The 19,083-nt window shown below is 62.9% G+C and carries 18 protein-coding genes and 1 pseudogene; 15 read left to right on the forward strand and 4 right to left on the reverse strand.

The window, feature by feature from the left end:
* The first annotated feature begins 92 nt into the window (after nucleotides 1-92).
* The 6 genes from JWS13_RS31315 (at nucleotide 93) to JWS13_RS31340 (ending at nucleotide 6,144) form a co-directional block, all read left to right on the forward strand.
* Nucleotides 93-1,286 (forward strand): thiolase family protein, encoded by a 1,194-nt coding sequence (locus JWS13_RS31315; RefSeq protein WP_241032414.1) that lies wholly within the window; start codon nucleotides 93-95, stop codon nucleotides 1,284-1,286.
* Nucleotides 1,286-1,714: a Zn-ribbon domain-containing OB-fold protein gene (locus tag JWS13_RS31320; RefSeq protein WP_206009224.1), complete on the forward strand. Its 429-nt coding sequence runs from the start codon at nucleotides 1,286-1,288 to the stop codon at nucleotides 1,712-1,714. Before JWS13_RS31315 ends, JWS13_RS31320 begins: the two co-directional genes overlap by 1 nt.
* 129 nt (nucleotides 1,715-1,843) lie before the next feature.
* A complete protein-coding gene (chcC2, locus tag JWS13_RS31325; protein ID WP_206009225.1) occupies nucleotides 1,844-3,577 on the forward strand; it encodes a 4-oxocyclohex-2-ene-1-carboxylate 5-dehydrogenase in 1,734 nt (577 codons plus the stop codon).
* A gap of 10 nt (nucleotides 3,578-3,587) precedes the next feature.
* Nucleotides 3,588-3,776 (forward strand): hypothetical protein, encoded by a 189-nt coding sequence (locus tag JWS13_RS31330; protein ID WP_206009226.1) that lies wholly within the window; start codon nucleotides 3,588-3,590, stop codon nucleotides 3,774-3,776.
* A gap of 123 nt (nucleotides 3,777-3,899) precedes the next feature.
* Nucleotides 3,900-5,180 carry an MFS transporter gene (locus JWS13_RS31335; RefSeq protein ID WP_206009227.1) on the forward strand — a complete coding sequence of 427 codons (1,281 nt, stop codon included), beginning with the start codon at nucleotides 3,900-3,902 and terminating at the stop codon, nucleotides 5,178-5,180.
* 310 nt (nucleotides 5,181-5,490) lie between these two features.
* On the forward strand, nucleotides 5,491-6,144 hold the full coding sequence (locus tag JWS13_RS31340) for a recombinase family protein (RefSeq protein ID WP_241032415.1): 654 nt from the start codon (nucleotides 5,491-5,493) through the stop codon (nucleotides 6,142-6,144).
* Between the two features lie 124 nt (nucleotides 6,145-6,268).
* Here the strand turns inward: JWS13_RS31340 and JWS13_RS31345 are convergent, their stop codons facing one another.
* The gene (locus tag JWS13_RS31345) at nucleotides 6,269-6,460 is read right to left on the reverse strand and encodes a hypothetical protein (protein WP_241032416.1); all 192 of its coding nucleotides are present in this window, start codon (nucleotides 6,458-6,460) and stop codon (nucleotides 6,269-6,271) included.
* Nucleotides 6,461-6,528: 68 nt separating this feature from the next.
* Between JWS13_RS31345 and JWS13_RS45675 the strand changes: the two are divergent.
* Nucleotides 6,529-7,076: pseudogene (locus JWS13_RS45675) on the forward strand (biotin/lipoyl-containing protein); the annotation flags it as partial.
* A 64-nt stretch (nucleotides 7,077-7,140) separates the two neighbouring features.
* On the opposite strand, the gene JWS13_RS31355 reads toward JWS13_RS45675, so the two are convergent.
* Nucleotides 7,141-8,082, reverse strand: a complete 942-nt coding sequence (locus JWS13_RS31355) for a helix-turn-helix domain-containing protein (RefSeq protein ID WP_206009228.1) — start codon at nucleotides 8,080-8,082, stop codon at nucleotides 7,141-7,143.
* A gap of 276 nt (nucleotides 8,083-8,358) precedes the next feature.
* Here JWS13_RS31355 and JWS13_RS31360 point away from each other — a divergent pair, with 276 nt between their 5' ends.
* Nucleotides 8,359-9,804 (forward strand): aldehyde dehydrogenase family protein, encoded by a 1,446-nt coding sequence (locus JWS13_RS31360; protein ID WP_206009229.1) that lies wholly within the window; start codon nucleotides 8,359-8,361, stop codon nucleotides 9,802-9,804.
* Between the two features lie 35 nt (nucleotides 9,805-9,839).
* Here JWS13_RS31360 and JWS13_RS46535 read toward each other — a convergent pair whose 3' ends face one another.
* Nucleotides 9,840-10,511 (reverse strand): GntR family transcriptional regulator, encoded by a 672-nt coding sequence (locus JWS13_RS46535; RefSeq protein WP_206009230.1) that lies wholly within the window; start codon nucleotides 10,509-10,511, stop codon nucleotides 9,840-9,842.
* Nucleotides 10,512-10,526: 15 nt separating this feature from the next.
* A complete protein-coding gene (locus tag JWS13_RS31370; protein WP_206009231.1) occupies nucleotides 10,527-11,090 on the reverse strand; it encodes an HtaA domain-containing protein in 564 nt (187 codons plus the stop codon).
* Nucleotides 11,091-11,198: 108 nt separating this feature from the next.
* On the opposite strand from JWS13_RS31370, the gene JWS13_RS31375 reads away from it, so the two are divergent.
* From JWS13_RS31375 to JWS13_RS31405, 7 genes are all read left to right on the forward strand, one after another.
* The gene (locus tag JWS13_RS31375) at nucleotides 11,199-12,089 is read left to right on the forward strand and encodes an isocitrate lyase/PEP mutase family protein (RefSeq protein ID WP_206009232.1); all 891 of its coding nucleotides are present in this window, start codon (nucleotides 11,199-11,201) and stop codon (nucleotides 12,087-12,089) included.
* A 42-nt stretch (nucleotides 12,090-12,131) separates the two neighbouring features.
* Nucleotides 12,132-13,259, forward strand: a complete 1,128-nt coding sequence (locus JWS13_RS31380) for a zinc-dependent alcohol dehydrogenase (RefSeq protein ID WP_206009233.1) — start codon at nucleotides 12,132-12,134, stop codon at nucleotides 13,257-13,259.
* Nucleotides 13,260-13,364: 105 nt separating this feature from the next.
* Nucleotides 13,365-14,738, forward strand: coding sequence for an MFS transporter (locus tag JWS13_RS31385; RefSeq protein ID WP_206009234.1), 1,374 nt, complete (start codon nucleotides 13,365-13,367; stop codon nucleotides 14,736-14,738).
* 1 nt (nucleotide 14,739) lies between these two features.
* A complete protein-coding gene (locus tag JWS13_RS31390; RefSeq protein WP_206009235.1) occupies nucleotides 14,740-15,990 on the forward strand; it encodes a cytochrome P450 in 1,251 nt (416 codons plus the stop codon).
* Nucleotides 15,987-17,171, forward strand: a complete 1,185-nt coding sequence (locus tag JWS13_RS31395; protein ID WP_206009236.1) for an NAD(P)/FAD-dependent oxidoreductase — start codon at nucleotides 15,987-15,989, stop codon at nucleotides 17,169-17,171. The genes JWS13_RS31390 and JWS13_RS31395 overlap by 4 nt, the downstream gene beginning before the upstream one ends.
* Nucleotides 17,172-17,205: 34 nt before the next feature.
* The gene (locus JWS13_RS31400) at nucleotides 17,206-17,400 is read left to right on the forward strand and encodes a ferredoxin (RefSeq protein WP_206009237.1); all 195 of its coding nucleotides are present in this window, start codon (nucleotides 17,206-17,208) and stop codon (nucleotides 17,398-17,400) included.
* A gap of 30 nt (nucleotides 17,401-17,430) precedes the next feature.
* Nucleotides 17,431-19,038 (forward strand): GMC family oxidoreductase, encoded by a 1,608-nt coding sequence (locus tag JWS13_RS31405; RefSeq protein ID WP_206009238.1) that lies wholly within the window; start codon nucleotides 17,431-17,433, stop codon nucleotides 19,036-19,038.
* The last annotated feature ends 45 nt before the right edge of the window (nucleotides 19,039-19,083 follow it).

Below are 19,083 nucleotides of genomic sequence, written 5' to 3' on the forward strand. Positions count from 1 at the left end.
TCCGTTGATATGGTGTGAGTCACAAGCCCATCTGTCAAGTGGCCGCATCCATACCGGCATGACCATCAGGGCGAGAGGAAGAAGGATTCGCAGTGGAAAAGACCGTGACCATCATCGGGGCCGCAGCGTTGCCCGTCGGCAAATGGCAAACCCCCCCGGACGCGGCAGTTCAGGTCCTCGAGCACGAGGTCCTGGCGCGTCTTGTCCTGCAGGCCGCTGCAGAGGCCGGTATCGAGAAGGGCGACATCCAGGGGATGACGTTTGCGCAACCCCGCCCTTACACGGCGCAGAAATACTTCGCGACCTTCATGGCCCACTACCTGCGCCTTCCCTGCGCGGGGAACATCTCCGAGGTGCTGGGGAACGGGATGACCGGCGGGTTCGCCTTCGAACATGCCGCCAACGACATCTTGCTCGGACGTTCGAAAGTGTCACTGGCATTGGGAGTGAACTTCGAAACAGCAGTGACGGCGCGAGAGCACATGATGAGCTCGATGCGCGCGGTCGGGGATGTCGACTTCCAGGCACCGTTCGGGATCACCCCGATCGCCTGGTACGCGATGGACGCTACGCGATATATCCATGACCACGGCTCCTCCCGTGAGGAACTCGCAACCGTTGCCGTGAAGAACCGCCGGCACGCCGAGCTGAATCCGCTGGCGCAGTTCCGCACGCCGATCACGCTCGATGACGTCCTGGCCCAGCCGATGATCGTGGAACCTCTCGGACTCTTCGAGGTCCCGCCCCGCAGCGACGGCGCAGTGTGCCTGGTCCTAGCCGAGGAGGAGGTTGCTCGGTCTTTGGGCAAGCCGTACGTGCGGGTTCGCGGTCGCGGTTTCTATCATGAAGGCGCACATCAGATCAGTGAGGTGCCGAATGACATGACGGCGCTCGCCGCCGCCCGAACAGCCGGCCGACAGGCGTACGAGGACGCCAAAATCGCGCCTACGGATATCGATCTAGCCGAAATCTATGCACCGTGCACCATCGTCGAAGTCCTGGCCGGCGAGGCACTCGGTTTGACGCCCACCGGTCGAGGAGCCCGATACGCAGCCGAAGGCCGGACCAGCCTCGGGGGCGACATCCCGATCTGCACCTCGGGCGGTCTCACCTCACGTGGCCACCCGGCATACATCACCCCGTTGTACAGCTTCGTCGAAGCATTCGAACAACTACGCGGCACCGCCTCGGAGCGACAAGTTTCCGGTGCCGAATTGGCCCTGACCAGTGCTGAACTCGGCAACTACAACGCCGCACTGGTCCATATCCTGGAAGGAGTGCACTGATGATCTCGATCGTCGATGTCCCCACTCGGCATCCGTACCCCCAGAGAGTCACCGAAGCCACCAAGCCATTCTGGGACGCGCTCCGCGAAGGCAGATTCATCACGACTGCGAGCACCAGGACGGGGCGTCCGACCTTCCCGCCGAAACCGATCGACCCCCACACCTGGGATCAGGATGTTGCGTGGGTAGAACTGAGCGGCCGGGGCAAGCTCTACTCGTATACCACTATCCACGCCGCACCCAACGCCTTCGTCGACGACGTGCCCTACCGGGTGTGTGTCGTCGACCTCGATGAAAATCTACGTCTAGCCACACGACTGTGGGGTGATCAGGACGTCCATCCTGACGACGAGATCGAAATCATCGCTGTCCGATACACCGATCACATCTCTTACGCTGCCCGACCTCTCAACAACGCCGCGCCCTAGCAAACGCGGTCCCCCAACTTCTGCGATATCCGGAGAAGGCAGATTGCCCGCGGTAACCAACACTACTGAATTCAAGCGACCGACATACCGCAGGAACGACTGTCCTCGAACAGCAAGGAAAGAAGAAGCATGAGCTCGAAATCCGTCAAATGCGATCTGTTGGTCATCGGGTCCGGGGCCGCGGGCATGGCCGCCGCGCTCAAGGCCGCGAGCGAAGGCCACAGCGTCATCGTCGCCGAGAAGTCGCAGTGGCTCGGCGGTACCACCGCCATCTCGGGCGGCTGGGCGTGGGTGCCGGGCAACAAGCAGGGCGTCGCGCAGGGCGACACCCGTCAGGAGATCGAAACCTACATCCGGGCACTCGCCAAGGACTGCTACAAGGCCGAGATGGTCGACACCTTCCTCGACGAGGTTCCCGAGGCGATCGACTGGCTCGAACGCGACACCGACGTCGAATTCGTCTATCCGGAAATGGCCCCGGACTATCAGATGGACGCCCCGGGCGCGAAGCCGTCGGGGCGGGCGATCTCCGGCAAGGTCGTCGACGCGCGCACGCTCGGCGAGAATCGGCTCCGGTTGCGCCCCTACCTCGACACGTACACCGTCTTCGGTTACATGCCCGAGGTCGGACCCGACATCGCGCAGTTCCTGCACGCCAACCAGTCGTTGAAATCGTTTGCCTACGTGTCGAAGAAGCTTCTCAAGACGTGGGTCGAGACGGTGCTCTGCCGTCGGTCGTTCGACCGGACCAACGGCAATTCGCTGATGGTGCGGATGGTGTCGTCCGCCGCGAAGCTCGGCATTCGGATGTGGACCGAGACACCCGTCACGAAGATCCTGCAATCGGAGAGCGGGGTGGTCACCGGCGCCGTGCTCGGGGGCGTGCACGCGGGAACGGTGGAGGCGCGGCTCGGTGTCGTCATCGCGGCAGGCGGCTACTCCTCGGACGCGGCCCTGCGCGCCGAGTACTGGGGTCATGATCCGCACGGCGACAACCACTTCACGCCGACGGTCGGGCACGACGGCGACAATGTGCGGCTGGCCGCGCCGCTCGGCGGGCACGTCGACACCGACGTCCACGAGCCGGCCGCGTGGGCGCCGGTCACGGTGTTCACCGGTCTGCGCGGACAGCAGCGGATCTTCCCGCACCTGCGGGCGTTCGGGCTCCCGGGACTGATCGCCGTGAACCGCAAGGGTGAACGTTTCGCCAACGAGTCGAGTTCGTACCACGACTTCGGGATGGCGATGATTCAGGAGAACGCCGGTCAGGACGCGACGTTCGGCTACATCATCGCCGACTCGAAGGCCATGAACAAGTACGGAATCGGCTACGCGAAGCCGTGGCCGATCCCGCAGGGCTATTTCAAGAAGACCGGATTCCTCCACAAGGCCGACACGGTCGAGGAACTCGCCCGCAAGATCGGTGTCGATGCCGCCGGGCTGAAGAAGACCCTGTCCGAGTTCAACTCGGGCGCTGCCAAGGGGGAGGACCCGAAGTTCAATCGCGGATCCAACTGGTTCCATCACTTCAAGGGCGACATGGAGCACCAGCCCAACCCGAACCTCGAGCCGCTGGACAAGGGACCGTACTACGCGGCGAAGATCGAGATGGGCGACCTCGGCGCCTACTCCGGCCTCGCCGTCGACCGGCACAGCCAGGTCCTCGACGACGACAACCAGCCGATCCCCGGTCTCTTCGCGGCCGGTTCCGCGGCCGTCAGCATCTTCGGCGGCGGATACCCGGGCTACGGCGCCAACATCGGGCCCGCCCTCGTCTTCGGATACACCATCGGCCGCGACGCCGCCCGCCTCGCCGAACTACGGGACCACCCCGCGCTGGCGACCATTCAGGGAGAGGTCTGATGTTGCGTTCTTGCTCGTCCGATACCGCTACCCCGACGACACCACAGGACGGGGCCAGCACCCTCCCGACCGCAAGGACTACCTCGCCGCGGCCGCGAACCGCGGCATGATCCGGCTCTCGTACGAGGTCATCGAATGGATTCCGATGATCAGACCGTGGGCGGCCGACGGGAAATCGCGCACGCTCTCACGGCTATGACGCAACACCGTACTGCGGCCGAGGACGCGTGCCGTCAGACCCCGCCGTTACCTCTGAGCCTCTCACCGTGCCGGTCAGAGAGGCCACTTCCGCCGGCAATCTGGAGCAAGCGAAGGAGGGCTCATGACAACTGAGTCTGCACCCGAAAAAGTGGAAATCGCAAGTAAAAAGGAAGGCAGCCTCCGAACCCCGTGGGGCAGACATGCGTTGGTGAGCATGCTGTTCTTCGTATTAGGCGCCGAGATGTTCGTCCTTTCCCCCCTCATTCCCATGATGGCGAGTGAGTTCGGCGTTACCACACCGGTTGCGGCGATGTCGGTGGCAGCCTTTGCGCTGACCTACGCCACGACGAGCCCGCTGGTAGGAGCATTTTCGGACGGCTTGACCCGCAAGGCCGCCATCCTTGGCGGGGCCGTCGTGTTCGTCTGCGGTGAAGTGCTCTGTACAGCAGCGCCCCAGTTCGCCCTCCTCATCACCGGTCGCGTGCTGGCGGGCGCCGGTGGGGCGATGATGGGTCCCGCAGTGTGGTCCTATGTCACCGAGACAGCGGCCCCGGCAGAGCGCGGCCGCGCTGTTTCACGCGTGGCCGCGTTCTTCGCTGCGGGCCAGATCCTCGGGGTACCCGCCGGCGCCATCGTCGCCGACACCGCAAGCTGGCGATGGGTATTCGCTGCCGTTGCCTTCGCCGCGTCGGTTGTCATCCTCCTGATCAGCCTCAAATTGAACAATGAAGCCCGTATTCCACCGCGAGACCGCCGGAAATGGCGGGTGATCGTCGGCTCGCTCGGATTGTGGAGGAACAGCAACTTCGCCTTGGTGGTGTCCGCAAACTTCTTCGCCCAGGCCGCCCGGTACGCCACCTACACGTTCGCCGGTGCCTTGTTCCTGTATCGGTTCGGGTTAAGCACTACCCAACTAGGCCTCGTCGGCGCTGCAGTTGGGGCCGGATCAATGATCGGAGCGCTACTAGGCGGGTATCTAGTCGATCGTTTTCACCGATCCGGTCGTAGTCAGTTCGGGTTGAATGTGGGCTACGGGATGATGATGGCGTTGGGATTGTTTGCCGCCACCAGCTCGGAAGTCGTGTGGGTCAGCGTGCTCGGATGGGTGGCGACGTTTGCGGCTGGGTCAAGTTACGTCAGCACGAGTCAGGAGTACCTTACGGCAACAATGGGCGACCTGCGCGCTCCTGCAGTCTCCTGGAACAACTCGGCGCTATACGCGGGTACCGCGAGCGGTACGTTCCTACTCGGAATGACGGAGCTGGGATCTACATCGTTCACTGTTCTTGCTGTCTCATTCGGTGTCGTCGCGGGACTGCTCAGCGGACTAACCATGCTTGGCCACCGGGCAGCTCCACCACGCACAGGCACGGCTCTCAACAGCAGGATCAAGTCCCACTGAATCAGGTGCTGGGTCACGCTTTCAGCAGGGTCCAGTCTCATTTCCAGAAATGAGGCGGCGCCGGGGACGCTGGCGGATTCCACAAACACCCAAGTCCTGGCGCCTCAAAGCTAATTCCACAATCCCGTCTCATAAAAGTCGTACAGGCCTAACTTTCAGTACGCTCCATAGGTGGGGTACGCGCGGCTGTCGACGCCCAAACAGGAATTCGCGCAGCAGACCAAAGCTGGGAACCCGGCGAACGTCTACGTGGAAAAAGAGTCCGGCGGCCACCACCGACTGCAGCTACGCTCGAACGAGCGACGTGGTCGTGGTGCACACCCTGGACCGGCTGGGCCGCACCGTCGGCGACACCCTGAACCTGATCCACGACCTGCACCAGCGCAGCATCGGATTCCGGAATCTGGCCCATCCGATCCGATCCGATCCGGATCGACTCGACGAACCCGGACGACCCGATGGTCAGCTGGCGGTCGTACTGCTCGCGCTGTTCGGGCAGATGGAACGCACCTATGCGGTGGCCGCCCACGCCCGTACCACGGCCACCGAGAAGGGACGACGCACCGGCCGGCCCAGCGTGGTCACCGGTGCCCAACTCGCCTACGCCACCCAACTCCGTGAGGGCGGCGCCATTATCGCCGAAATCACCCACAAGACCGGGCTCACCCTCTACCGCGATCTCCCGCCTCGTTCGCCGAAGACGCTCACCGCGGACACCCCGAAACCCGAAGACAGGAAGCTCCCGACCCCCGCCGCGGCGTTTTCGTCACCGACGGCCGGACCGTCAGCGTGTCCGACCTGTGGATACGAGCCCACAACCCGCCGAGACCTCGTCCCGCACCGCGCCGATCTCGCGACCATCTGGTTGCACCTCGGCGATCGCGGCGAGCTGCGCGAGGCGCGGTACTACGCACGCTGTCAGCCCCACGATTCCCCTGGTGGTCAGCTGCTCCCGATGTGGTGACGGCCCGCTGGTCACCGGCACCGATCCCGGCACCGATCAAATCCCGGCATCGGTACGGGACTGGCTCACCGACGACGACTGGTCGATGGCTTCAGATCTGCTGTGCCCCAACCATTCGTGAACCTCATCGGGTTTCGCCGTCGTCGAGGTCGTCGAGCAGGTGCTGCAACCGCCGGCACGTCGCTTCGTGCCGTTCGACCTCCCGGTCCCACCCGCGGGATCGGGCGTCGCCGATCAGGACCTTCTCGGTCGCCAGACGCGCCCTGATCCGCGGCGCATACTCAATTGTGGTGAGGAACTTCGGGCGGGGGAGCATCAGGAGGCACTCGCACGGCGGTATTGTGTGGCACTGCTGCAGGATTTACGCGACGGCACCCGTCGTTACCGGGCTGTCCGACCGACGCGGCCGCGCCGCACAACAGACGGCGGCCCAATACGCCGGGCACATCCGGAACCGTCTTCTACCTGGCGAACCAGTTCTTCTACGGACTGCGCCGCGGTGAGGAGCATCGCGTCGCGATCGATGAGGGTGTGGAGCTGCTGATCGGGCTAGAGGTGGGCTAGAGGCGATCTCCGAGGCCGACGAGCCCTCCGCCGCGCAGACGTCGACGTCACGTTGCACGCGGACCTTGATGTGTCTCCTCAACGGTCAACTGCGGCCGGTGGCGATGCGGGACCGGTCCATCGCCAGCGAGATCCCTGCCGCTGAAGAGGTTGACCGCTCCAACCCTGCCACGTCGCCGCATCGTTCGCCGTCGCCCTCACCGTCGCAGAGGGCGACCAGGTGTCCGCCGGCGACACCATCGCCACCATCGAGGCGATGAAGATGGAAGATGCAGGCGTTGATCACCGCAACTGTCGCGGGCACCATCGCAGTGGTGACGCTACAGCGATCGCAGCAGGTCGAGTGTGGCGACCTCCTGGTTGCGGTGGATGAGAAGCGGTCGATCAGGGAATCGTGCGGCGGTGCTGCCGCCGTGGCCGGGGCGCGGTCACCTATCGAATGGAGGTCGACCGCGCCTCGGACCGGTACACACTTGGTGCCACTCCAAACTTCGCTTTGAACTGGCGGGAGAAATGGCTCGCGTCCGAGAATCCCCATCGGCACGCGATGGAGGTGATCGAGTCGGTAGCGCCGCGCAAATCGTCCCTCGATCGCGCCAACCTCTTTGCTCTGAGCGCCCCCGAGAACGTCTCGCCAAACATGCCGAAAGTTCGCTGGACCGTTCGCACCGACACGGAATGTGCTTCTGCCGCGGTGCTTATCGAGAGACCGGGGTCGAGGAGGTGGTCGTCCACCCAGTTGTCAATCTCCGATCGCAGTGTTTCGGACCCGCAGGTCTGGCCCCCCGCGTGAGTGGCGGCTGCACCGATGAGTAGATCTAACGCGGCATTTCGGGCCGACGAGATTGCAGAGGGATCGAGTCCACCCAATGAATCGGCGAGCGCTGCGAGATAGGACGCCAACAAACGCACCGCTGCAGATCCTCCGTGCAGGGTCACCCCTGAGGTTGGCCACGTCCAGCCGGAGACTTCGTCCAATGCGGCTCGCGGTATCAGGAGAGTTCGCTTGTGGAGGGGTTCGAGGACCTCGAACTCGATTGGTTCCTGCGAGCCCCACAGCACGGCGTCACCCGCTCGTAGCAGGGTCGTCTCGTTGCCCTGGCTGATCGCTTCACAGCCGGACAACACAAGGAGGACGGCAACGCGGTTGTCGGCAATGTGTCCAGGACGGGTGCTCCCGGAGCAGGGATCGCATTCGGCATCGACGAGACTGAGGTCGTCGAGCCAGTGGCGGCGTGCTCGCGCTCGAAACGGTGTCAGTGACGAACTTGGTGTGACCGTCAGATCCAGCGGATGGCACGTTCTCGACAGCACGTCTGCCCACCATTCGCCACGGTCCTCGTGCCGCACGGTGTCGATGTCGAACTGCTCCATCTGAGGCGTGGAGTCTGACATACATTACCTGCAACTTTCGAATAACGGGTGATCTCAGCCAAATCTACTCGCTCGCAATGATCCGTCAAAGGTCGATGTGGCGTCGACGTGCAAGGCTGCGGCGCCGGTGTACATGCCGGATGGTCGGATAACGGGCCATCATGACTCCATGTGGTCGCAGCCGGAGTTCTTGCGATGAATTCATCTCTCGCAGCAGGAGAATTCCGAGCGCCACGCGAAAACCGAACCAGCAAGACGAGGACGAGGACGAGCACGATGCGCGATTATCTGACCTTCTACATCGACGGTGAATGGGTGAAGCCCGCAGGAAACAAGTACTGGGACGTAGTCGATCCCGCGACTGAGCGGCCCTCAGGGCGTATTGCGCTCGGAGACGAACGGGACGTCGACCGTGCCGCCCTGGCGGCACGGCGGGCCTTCGAGACGTACTCCAAGACATCCCGAGACGAGCGGCTGGTGCTACTACGCCGGATCCTCGCAGAATTCGAGAGGCGATCCGACGACATCGCGGCGGCAGTGAGTGAAGAGATGGGGTCTCCAGACTGGGTTTCCAAGGAAGCTCAGATCATGCTGCCGCACCAGCACTTGAAGATCGCCATCGACAACCTCGCGACCTATGAGTTCGAATTGGATCGAGGACTGACACTGGTCCGCATGGAACCGATCGGGGTCTGCGGTCTGATCACGCCGTGGAACTGGCCGGCGTCGACGGTCATGACGAAAGTGATCCCCGCCTTGGCAGTCGGATGCACCGTGGTCATTAAACCGTCGGAGTACTCGCCATACTCTGCCCGCATCCTGGCCGAGGTGATGGATGCAGCGGGTGTACCGGCAGGTGTGTTCAACCTTGTCTTCGGCGATGGGCCCACCGTCGGTGCTGCCATGTGCCGACACCCCGAGCTCGACCTGATCTCGATCACTGGATCTACCCGCGCCGGCGCCGAAGTTGCTCGGAATTCGGCTGATTCGGTTAAGCGCATTCATCAGGAGCTGGGCGGGAAGAGTCCGAACATCATCCTCGAGAGCGCCGACGTCGAGGGCGCTGTCGGCCGTGGCGTCAAGGGCTTGATGTTTAACACGGGCCAGAGTTGTTCGGCACCGTCTCGAATGATAGCCCCTCTCTCGCAGAGGGATCGAGTGCTCGCTGCAGCGCGCAAATCGGTGGAGGAAGTCACCGTCGGGGCGCCGAGGGAGAATGCCTACACGGGTCCGGTCGTCAACGAAAACCAGTGGAAGCGTATTCAGGAGCTCATCGGCGCTGGGATCGAGGAGGGTGCGACTCTCGTTGCCGGAGGTGCAGGGAAGCCCGATGGTTGCGAAACGGGGTATTTCATCAAACCCACGGTGTTCGCGGACGCGACGCCCACGATGAGAATTGTCCGAGAGGAGATCTTCGGACCGGTGCTGGTCATTCAGTTCTACGAGGACACCGATGATGCAATCGACCTTGCGAACGACACCGAGTACGGCCTTGCCGCTTACGTTCAGGGCGGGGACATCGACGAAGTTCGTTCTGTCGCCTCCCGAATCCGCGCGGGTCAGGTCTTCCTCAACGGAAGCGGTCTCGATCTGATCGATTTCAATGCACCGTTCGGTGGCCACAAGAAGTCCGGAAATGGCCGCGAATGGGGAGACTTCTCGTTCGAAGCATTCCTCGAACCCGTGGCGCTCGTCGGGTACACACCCCCTTCGGCCCCTTAGGTTCATTGGACGCCCCGGTGGGTCGGATTGGCGGACTAGTGCAACTCCTGACCCACCGGGAGGTGCGTCTCCCACGGCGTCGATGCCATCTCGTGAAGCGATGCATGGACCTGTTGTGTGTCCTGGTCACGCAGCGCAGCGACCATCCGTACGTGCATAGCCTTCCACTCTTCTAGCGGTATTCCCTCGAGCCACTCGACCGACTGCATGCGGCATAGTCGGAATTGCTGAAGAATGTCGGAGTACGCGCGACTCAGGCGCCGACCGCCCACTTGGTCGACGAGCGCCTGATGGAGCGCACAATCCAGTTCGAGACGTTTCGACCAAGGGACGTCTTCGTCGACCGCGAGCATGGCGCGCAGTGCAGCTTCGCTCTCGGCGCTGGGCCGCTCGTTTCGTTCGAGGAGAACCTGCATGGCCTTATCCTCCAGTGCACCCCGGAGAAGGAGGACGTCCTCGTACTGGTCACGGTCGAACTCGGGGACCGACCAGCCGTGGTTCTCACGGTAGGTGAGCAGCCCTCGGCCCGCGAGGCGGGTGCACGCAGCCCGGACGGTATGACGGGCGACCTGATGCTCGGCTGCGACAACCGACTCCTTGATGCGGCTACCAGGTGTAATCCGACCACCCAAGATTTCGTCGGAGAGGCGTGACTCAAGAGCGTCGACCGCCGTGACGGTGCCCAGTGATTTCGTTGGGCGAGACATAGTCGTGGTTCGTCCTTAAGTGTGGGGGTGGATTCGTCCAGGATAGGTTCCGTGCGGGGGTGACTCACGGCCGACGCCCACCCGCGGCAGTGCCGCGGTCGGCTCCTCGTCCAAGATGCGGACGGGGGACAGCGGGGTCCCCGCGGGATAGATGTTGCCGAACACCTGGCACCCGGCCTCGTGAAGCGCGATCGGTATTTCAGCGAGGCAGTCAGCCTGCCGGCGCCACCCCGGCAGGCTTTCGGCAAGCGTCATCCGCACCGACGTGTCCGGCCAGGCGTCGAGATCAACGACTGTCATACGGACTCCGGTGGCAGTGAAAGAAATCCACGGATCGAGGATCATGACAAACATCATCCCGCCGTGACCGGCAAAGCGAAGATCACCACGGAACCTCAGCTCGTCCGGGTCGGCGTCGATCGGAGCCGATTCGGCGTGTTCGAAGGCCCAGGCGGCGCGCCCACCAACGTCGTCGAGCGCCCGCACACCGTCGGCGCAGTGCACAGCCCCGTCCGGAAGCGACCGCACGTAGTTCACGTACGACTCGCGGACTCCCCATAACAGACTCTGTCCGTGCACCACAACCTCCTACTCATTCAACTGTTCCACACTTTTCTTGCCTTTGGCTGTGAGCCGTGTTACAAGTATAGCAATGTGTGGAACTGTTCCACACTTTGAGGAGATCGCATGCAGATCAACGAACTGCGGCAGCACTTGGCCGACGGCGCCGTCGCGGCAGGTGTTTACGACGCCCTGTCTGCCAAGCTCGCCGAGCGCGCAGGGTTCCCCGCCGTTTTCATCAGCGGATACGCGTTGGAAGCATCGTTGCTGGGGGCACCGGATCTGGGACTGCTGACGATGACGGAGGTCCTCGATCAGACACGCCGTGTCGTGCACGCATGCGGTGTGCCGGTGATCTGTGACATCGATACGGGATTCGGCGGCGTCAACAACGTCTGGCGGACCGTGCGGGAGCTGTCACGTGCGGGAGTCTCGGCAGTACAGCTCGAAGACCAGGTGAACCCAAAGCGATGCCCCTACATCGGTGGGCGGGTGGCCGCCGCTCGAGGTGAGGCTGTTGCCCGGGTCGCGACGGCCGTTGACGCGTCCAGGGACCTCGGAACGATGGTGATCGCGCGGACGGATGCGGACGGGATCTCGATCGACGAAGTCATCGACCGGTGCAACCTGTACCTCGAGGCCGGTGCCGAAGCCGTGATTCCGCTGCTGATGACTGCGGATGAGCGGCCGATGCGTGAACTGAACGTCGACGACCAACTCGCCATCCACCGCCGGGTTGTCCGCTCCATCGAGGGCCCGGCGGTCTGTGTCGAGACGCCCAGCGGGGTCCGAGCGCAGGATATGGTCGATCTGGGATACTCGCTTGTCGAGATGCCGCTCGTCGGAATCGAGGCCGCTGCCAATGCGCTCGACGAGGCATATCGGTCAGTACTCGACGATTCCCAGGATCCGATCCGTGAACGCCTGGATCCATCCGGCAGTCTGCTGGACATCCTTGGCCTCCCTGAATACATCGACAGGGAAACACGATTCAACTCCGTGATGGCGCAGTCCTGACACGCCACTCCGGAGACCGAAACCGAGAAACGGAACCACACCATGGCAACTACAGCCACCGCGCTGGTGCAGACGGCGCCCTACGAACAACACTTCGAGGAGATTCCGCTCCCGGTAATCGAGCCTGGGGCGGCGCTCATCCGAGTCGAGGCGAACGGTTTGTGCGCCAGCGACATCGACTCGTTCGAAGGAGTCGATCCGGTCTACGCTCCGGGCGACATGAGCCGATACCCGAGAATCAACGGGCACGAAATTGTCGGCATCATCGAAGAGCTCGGTGAGATGACGAGCGCTCGGGCGGGCCTGAAGGTGGGGGATCGGGTGGCTGTCAACCCGTTTCTGTCCTGTGGTTCGTGCCCTGCCTGCCGCCGCGACGACGTGTCGTTCTGCACCGGGTGGGATTTCCAGCAGAACTGCTACGGGTACATCCCGCTTCGATACGCACCGGGACTGTGGGGAGGGTACTCCACTCACGTCTACGTGCATCCCCAAGCGATCCTCTATCGCTTTCCGGCGGACGTGAGTCCACTCGACGCAACGCTGTGGAACCCGTTGGCCGGAGGGATCCAGTGGGCAGTTATGAACGCAGGCACCACTATTGGATCACGGGTCGGAATCCTGGGAACGGGACAGCGGGGGATGGCCTGCGCAGCCGCCGCGAAGGCTGCGGGAGCCGGCGTGGTCGTGACCACGGGACTGACTCGGGACGCCCACAAGCTCGAACTTGCGCGGCAGCTCGGTGCTGACGTGACCGTTGATGTCGAAACCGAGGATCTGCGTGCCGCGGTCGACGGTGCCACTGGCGGCGAGGGTCTCGACATCATCATCGACACGACCCCGGGCGCAACCCACGTCCTTGGCGAGGCCATCGAGATGCTCCGTCCAGGAGGAACACTCGTGACGGTCGGGATCAAGACTCGGACCGTTCCGGATTTTCCGATCGACCGCGTAACCACACGCGGGATTCGGATCGTCGGTTCGCTTGGCCAGACGCACGAGGCGTACGCGAAGGCCGCCGCACTGATCGCATCGCACTCGATGCCGCTTCACCTCATGCGGACACACGTACTGGGATTCGACCATCTCGATCATGCCATCGAACTGTTAAGAGGATCTGTCGCCGGTCAAAGCGCCGTCAACATCGTCGTTACCCCCACTTTCGGCAATTAGCGACCGCGAGGTCGATCGAGCCGGTACTGAACTCCTTCGAGATTGCGCCACCACGTTCAGTCGCTCGGTGGACCACCCTCACCAATCACCTCTCCGGGAGATTCCATGATCAAACCCGCAGGCCCGCAATCTGATCGGGCCATCGTCAACAAAGTTCTGTGGCGCGTCATGCCGCTGATCGGACTACTGTACTTCGTCTCGTTCGTCGATCGCATAGCTGTCAGCTATGCAGGCCCGCACGGGATGACGGCCGACCTGGAGATGACCGCGACCGCGTTCGGACTCGCCTCCGGAATTTTCTTCGTCGGCTACATCCTTCTGGAGGTTCCTAGCAACATCGCGCTCGAGCGATTCGGCGCCCGCATGTGGCTCGCCCGAATCATCATCACCTGGGGAATCGTTCAAGCATTGATGGCCTTCGTTCCGTCTACGGGATGGCTGATCGCTGCCCGATTCCTGCTCGGGGTCGCAGAAGCGGGATTCGCACCGGGCGTCCTGGTCTACCTCATGTATTGGATTCCGAAAAGCAGACGGGTGTGGGCATTCTCGCTGTTCCTGCTTGTGCCGTACGTCACCAATGCCATCGGCGGCCCACTGATGACCTGGCTGGCGGTCGTCTCACAGGACCTCATTCCGGGCATGGCCGGCTGGCGCACGATGATCCTCATCACGGGCATCGCCGCCATCCTGGCCGGTATCGCCGCATGGGTACTGCTCGTCGACAATCCGTCGAAGGCCCGGTGGCTCGACGACAGGGAGAAGTCGACCCTGCTCGTCGCGATCGCAGCCGAAGAAGACAACCCGACTGGCGACAACTCTGGGGTACTGGCCGCGATCAAGAATGCGCGCGTCCTCCTGCTGTCGCTCGCGTTCTTCTCGCTCCCGTTCGGAGTGTTCAGCCTGACATTCTTCCTGCCGACGATCGTCGAAGGCTTCGAGAACAAGCTCGGGACAGACCTGTCCACGCCGGCGAAGGCGGTCCTCACTTCGATACCGTGGATTTGTGCCGTCGTCGGCGCACTCGTACTGGCCTCGCTAGCGGACCGGACGGGCCGTCCAGGAGCTGTCACCCTGCTATCCGGAACGGTCGGTGCGGTCGGTGCCCTGGGAGCTGCGCTCGTCGACAACCCGTACGCACTCATCGCGACGCTGTCGATCGCCGCATTCGGACTATCGGCCATCGCGCCCACGGTCTTCGCGCTGGTCCCCAGGGTCGTCGCGGCCGGTGTCGCCGCCGCAGCAGCGACCGCGATGGTCAACAGCATCGGAAGTATCGGCGGATTCGCGGGCCCCTATCTCACCGGTTTCATCACCGACGTGACCGGGACCCAGGATGTCACCTACTACGCGATGGCCGCTCTACTGCTGCTCGCCGGGACCATCGCAATACGGATCGACAATGCAACCCGTCGGACACACACGAATTCGGTCGAGGCGATGTCAGTGGAACGCACGCAAACAGTTAAGGAAAACAGCTGAAATGAACACCCGTATCGATTCCGGGACCGCTGCACTGCCGTACGAGATGCAGGCCCGGCAGGACTTGGTCAAGGGCCCGCAACTCGAACGCGAACTTCGTGCGCTCCGGCACTCGGTCGGTCCCGTCCTTCCCGCCGTAATGCCGTTCGGTGAAGGCCGCGCCTGGGTCGCTGTCGGCCACCAGGAAGCGCGACAGGTCTTCGAGGACCCCCGATTCGGGGTCGCAGCGCATCGCGGAAACAATTACCCCCGCATGCGTCACAGCGAGGGCCACAAGGAACCTTTCCCGATCTCGTTCATCCATATGGACGGCCCGGAACACGTCGCCAAGCGGCGAGTGCTCACAAGGCACCTGTCTGTCAAACGGGTCCTGGCCATGAAGCCGCACACCGAGCAGATCGTGCAGGACTACATTCAGGAGTTCGAGTCGCAGGGGCCGGGTGTGGACATCGTCGCGCACTATTCCGAGCAGATCCCGCTGGCGGTGATCAGTCACCTGATCGGAATTCCGCCGGACGACAAAGACTACTTCCTCGACGCGGCGCTGGACATGATGAACGGTCGCGTCGCCACCGAAGAGGAGGCCAACAAGAAGATCGCCGAGGTCAGCAGCTACTTCGGCCGACTCGCGAAGCAGAAGCGCGACGATCCGCAGGATGATCTGCTCAGCGCGATCGTCACGGACGCCGCCGCCGGGAAATGGACCGAAGAAGAGCTGGAGGGAGCGGGATTTGCACTCCTGACGGCCGGACACGACGCCACCGCATCGATTCTCGGCGGCATCCTCTACTGGCTGGTCCACGATCCCGACCTCTACGCCTATCTTCGCGACAACAGGGACAAATTGCCGCGCGCCATCGAGGAGTTTCTGCGCGTCATTCCCGCAGGTACCGGTACCCGCGTGCGCATCGCGTACGAGGACGTCGAGATCGGGGGCGTCACCGTCAACAAGGGCGACGGCATCCACCCGACGGTTCATCCGGCGAACTTCGACGAACGCGTTTACACCGATCCACTCGACCTGAAGATCGACCGAGACGAGACTCCGCACCTGCGGTTCGGGTTCGGCCCGCACGGCTGCCCCGGAAGTCAACTGGCGCGGATGGAACTGCAGGTCGCCATTTCCGCGATCTTCGACCGTTTCCCGCGGTTGTGGGCGATCGATCCGTCGGACGACTGGCGTGAGGAAGTATTGATGCGCGGCCCCCGGTCGGTTCTGGTCGCATGGGATACCGACGAGGCCCGGTCATGACCAAGGAAACTCAGAACAGGACAGTGGTCATCGTCGGAGCGTCAGCCGCCGGCTCAGCGGCTGCCGAATCGCTTCGCAAACGCGGATACCGCGGCACGATCCAGATGATCGGCGACGAGACCCAACTCGCCTATGATCGCCCGCCGCTGTCGAAGCAACTCCTGCTCGGCGAGGAGGGGTTCGAGTTCGTTCAATTGCTCACCGAAGCGGATGTCGAACGCCTCGACATAAATCTGCTTCGCGGAGTCCGGGCCGTCGGACTCGACCGCAAACGTCAGGTCGTAGCTCTGGAGAACGGCAGCGAAACCGACTACGACCATCTGATCGTCGCAACCGGTGTCCGCGCACGTCAGCTGGCAGCCACCGACCGCGTTGGTGATGCGTTTAGCTTGAGGACCTACGATGATGCGCTCGCATTGCGTGAACGGCTGCGATCAGGATGTCACGTCGTGGTCCTGGGTGCGGGCTTCATCGGGCTGGAAGTCGCTGCTACAGCAGTGAAGCGAGGATGTATCGTCCACGTCGTCGAGCCGGCAGGACGCCCCCTGCTCGGTAAGTTTCCATCGGAACTGGCGGACCGCATACAACAAGACCATGAGGCACGGGGAGTGCGGTTCCATTTCGGAACAAGCGTGAGCCGCTGGAACAACACTCCTGAGGGCGCTCTGCGATCGGTGACACTCGAAGACGGTTCCGACGTTGCCGCGGATGTTGCCGTGGTCGGCATCGGAACGATTCCGAACACCGAATGGTTGAGTGGCAGCGACCTGGTTGTGGACAACGGGGTGGTCTGCGACGAGAGAGGCCGCGCCGCAGAAAGGGTTTTCGCCGTCGGCGACGTCGCGAACTGGTTCCACCCGAGAATCGGGGCGAACGTCAGGGTCGAGCACCGACTCAGCGCCGGCGAACAGGCCGACATCGTCGCGGCGCAAATCTCCGAAACCGACATCCCGGACATCGATCTGCCCTTCTTCTGGTCCGACCAGTACGAGGCGAAGTGGCAGGCATACGGGCACATCCGGTCCGACGCCGACCTCGAAGTCATCGTCGACGACTCGGCGGCCAACCGGATAGTCGCCGTCCTCACTCGTGACGGAGTGATGGAGGCCGTAGTGGGTAAGAACGCGGCCAAGCAGCTCATTCCTTACCGCAGACAGCTCAAGTGCGTCCCCACGAACTGAGCCGGACGCTGAAACAACAAAGAAGGAGCCGAAAGTGAAAATCAAGATTCACGAAGAAAAGTGCGTCGCTGCCGGAGCGTGCGTCATGGAAGCATTCGACGTATTCGATCAGCGAGACGAGGACGGCGTCGTGGTGGTGATCGAGGACAACCCCGGACCCGAGCAAGTCGACGCCGTCCGCCGAGCCGCGGCAGCATGCCCGGCCGGGGTGATCAAACTGCACGACTGATTCTCGACGATTCACGAAGGAGGCTGTGCTGTGTCAAGCACATCCACGCATTACGACTACATCGTTGTCGGCGCGGGCTCTGCGGGCGCTATCGTTGCGACCCGACTGTCCGAGGACCCGCGCACTTCGGTCCTCCTCCTCGAGGCCGGACCACGGGACCGCAGCATCTGGTCACGAATACCACTGGGATTCGCGAAGATACTCTTCAACGAGAAGTACATGTGGTACGACCACAAGACCGATCCCGAACCGCACCTGAACGGAAAATCTTACGCCCTGCCGCACGGCAAGCTGGTGGGCGGGTCGAGCGCCATCAACGGGCTGGTCCATGTTCGGGGTACCCCGCTCGATTACGACACCTGGCAAGAGCAGGGTGCCACCGGTTGGAGCTATAACGACGTACTGCCGTATTTCAAGAAATCCGAGCGGGATCACCGCGGCGAGAGTCGCTTCCACGGTGGAAGCGGCCCCCTCGGGATCGAACTGGCGCGATGGAAGAATCCCCTCGCCGACGCGTTCATCGATGCGGCAGCAGAAGCGTTGGGGTCCCGACGCAACGACGATTTCAACGCGCCGGACATCGAAGGCGCGGGTTACTGGGACCTTGCCGCGTGGAAGGGACGTCGATCGTCGACCTCACTCGACTATCTGGCTCCGAATCGCAAGCGCCGCAATCTGCACGTGCTCCCGGAGGCGCTTGTGACGAAGATCGAATTCGAGGGCAAGTCGGCGGTCGGGGTGGCGTACGAACACGGTGGACGAATTCATCACGTCCGCGCCCACCGGGAGATCATTCTCAGCGCCGGTGCCCTCCAGACACCGCAACTGCTTCAGGTCTCTGGCATCGGGCCAGGAGACCACCTCCAACACCTGGGTATCGACGTGGTACACGCACTGCCTGGTGTTGGCGAGAACCTCATGGACCACGTACAGGTTGGCCGGAAGTACACCACGACGAGTGAATACACACTCAACTCGAAGGTCGGGAACCCACTCACTCAGGCGATCGCAGGAGCGAAGTTCTTTCTGGGCGGCCGCACAGGGCCGCTCGCGATCGGCGCATCACTGGCAGGCGCCTACATCAAGACGAATCCGACTGTCGAGGCGCCTGACCTCCAGCTGCACTTTCTGCCCTTCATGCCCGACGACCAGGGATGGGACCTCGCCGATTTCTCGGGGTTCCGGCTCGGTATGTACCAGAACCGTCCGCTCAGCCGCGGGCGAGCATGGATCACGTCTTCGGATCCACGGGTCAGCCCATCGTTCGTGTTCAACCATCTCGCGGAGGAGGAGGATGTCCGCACGATCCTCGCCGGAATGAAACTGGCCGGCCGCATCGCGAAGGCCATGCCCAGGGAACTCAATGTCCAGGAGATCGCACCTGGCCCGGCGGGAGACAGCGACAGGAGCCTGCTCGACTACATCAAGGACACCGCCGACACCGGATTCCACTTCTCCGGAACGGCTCGAATGGGTACGGACAACATGGCCGTGGTGGACCCACAGCTCCGTGTTCGAGGTGTCGACAAGCTCCGCGTCATCGATGCTTCCGTGATGCCGACGATCGTGTCGGGCAACATCAATGCCGCCGTGGTCATGATCGGTGAAAAGGGAGCCGACCTGGTTAAGCAGTGCTGAGCTGCTGAATCTTCCGAACATGGCCCACCACATGCTTCTGGAGGC

This window comes from Rhodococcus pseudokoreensis, from assembly GCF_017068395.1.
GTDB classification, from domain to species: domain Bacteria; phylum Actinomycetota; class Actinomycetes; order Mycobacteriales; family Mycobacteriaceae; genus Rhodococcus_F; species Rhodococcus_F pseudokoreensis.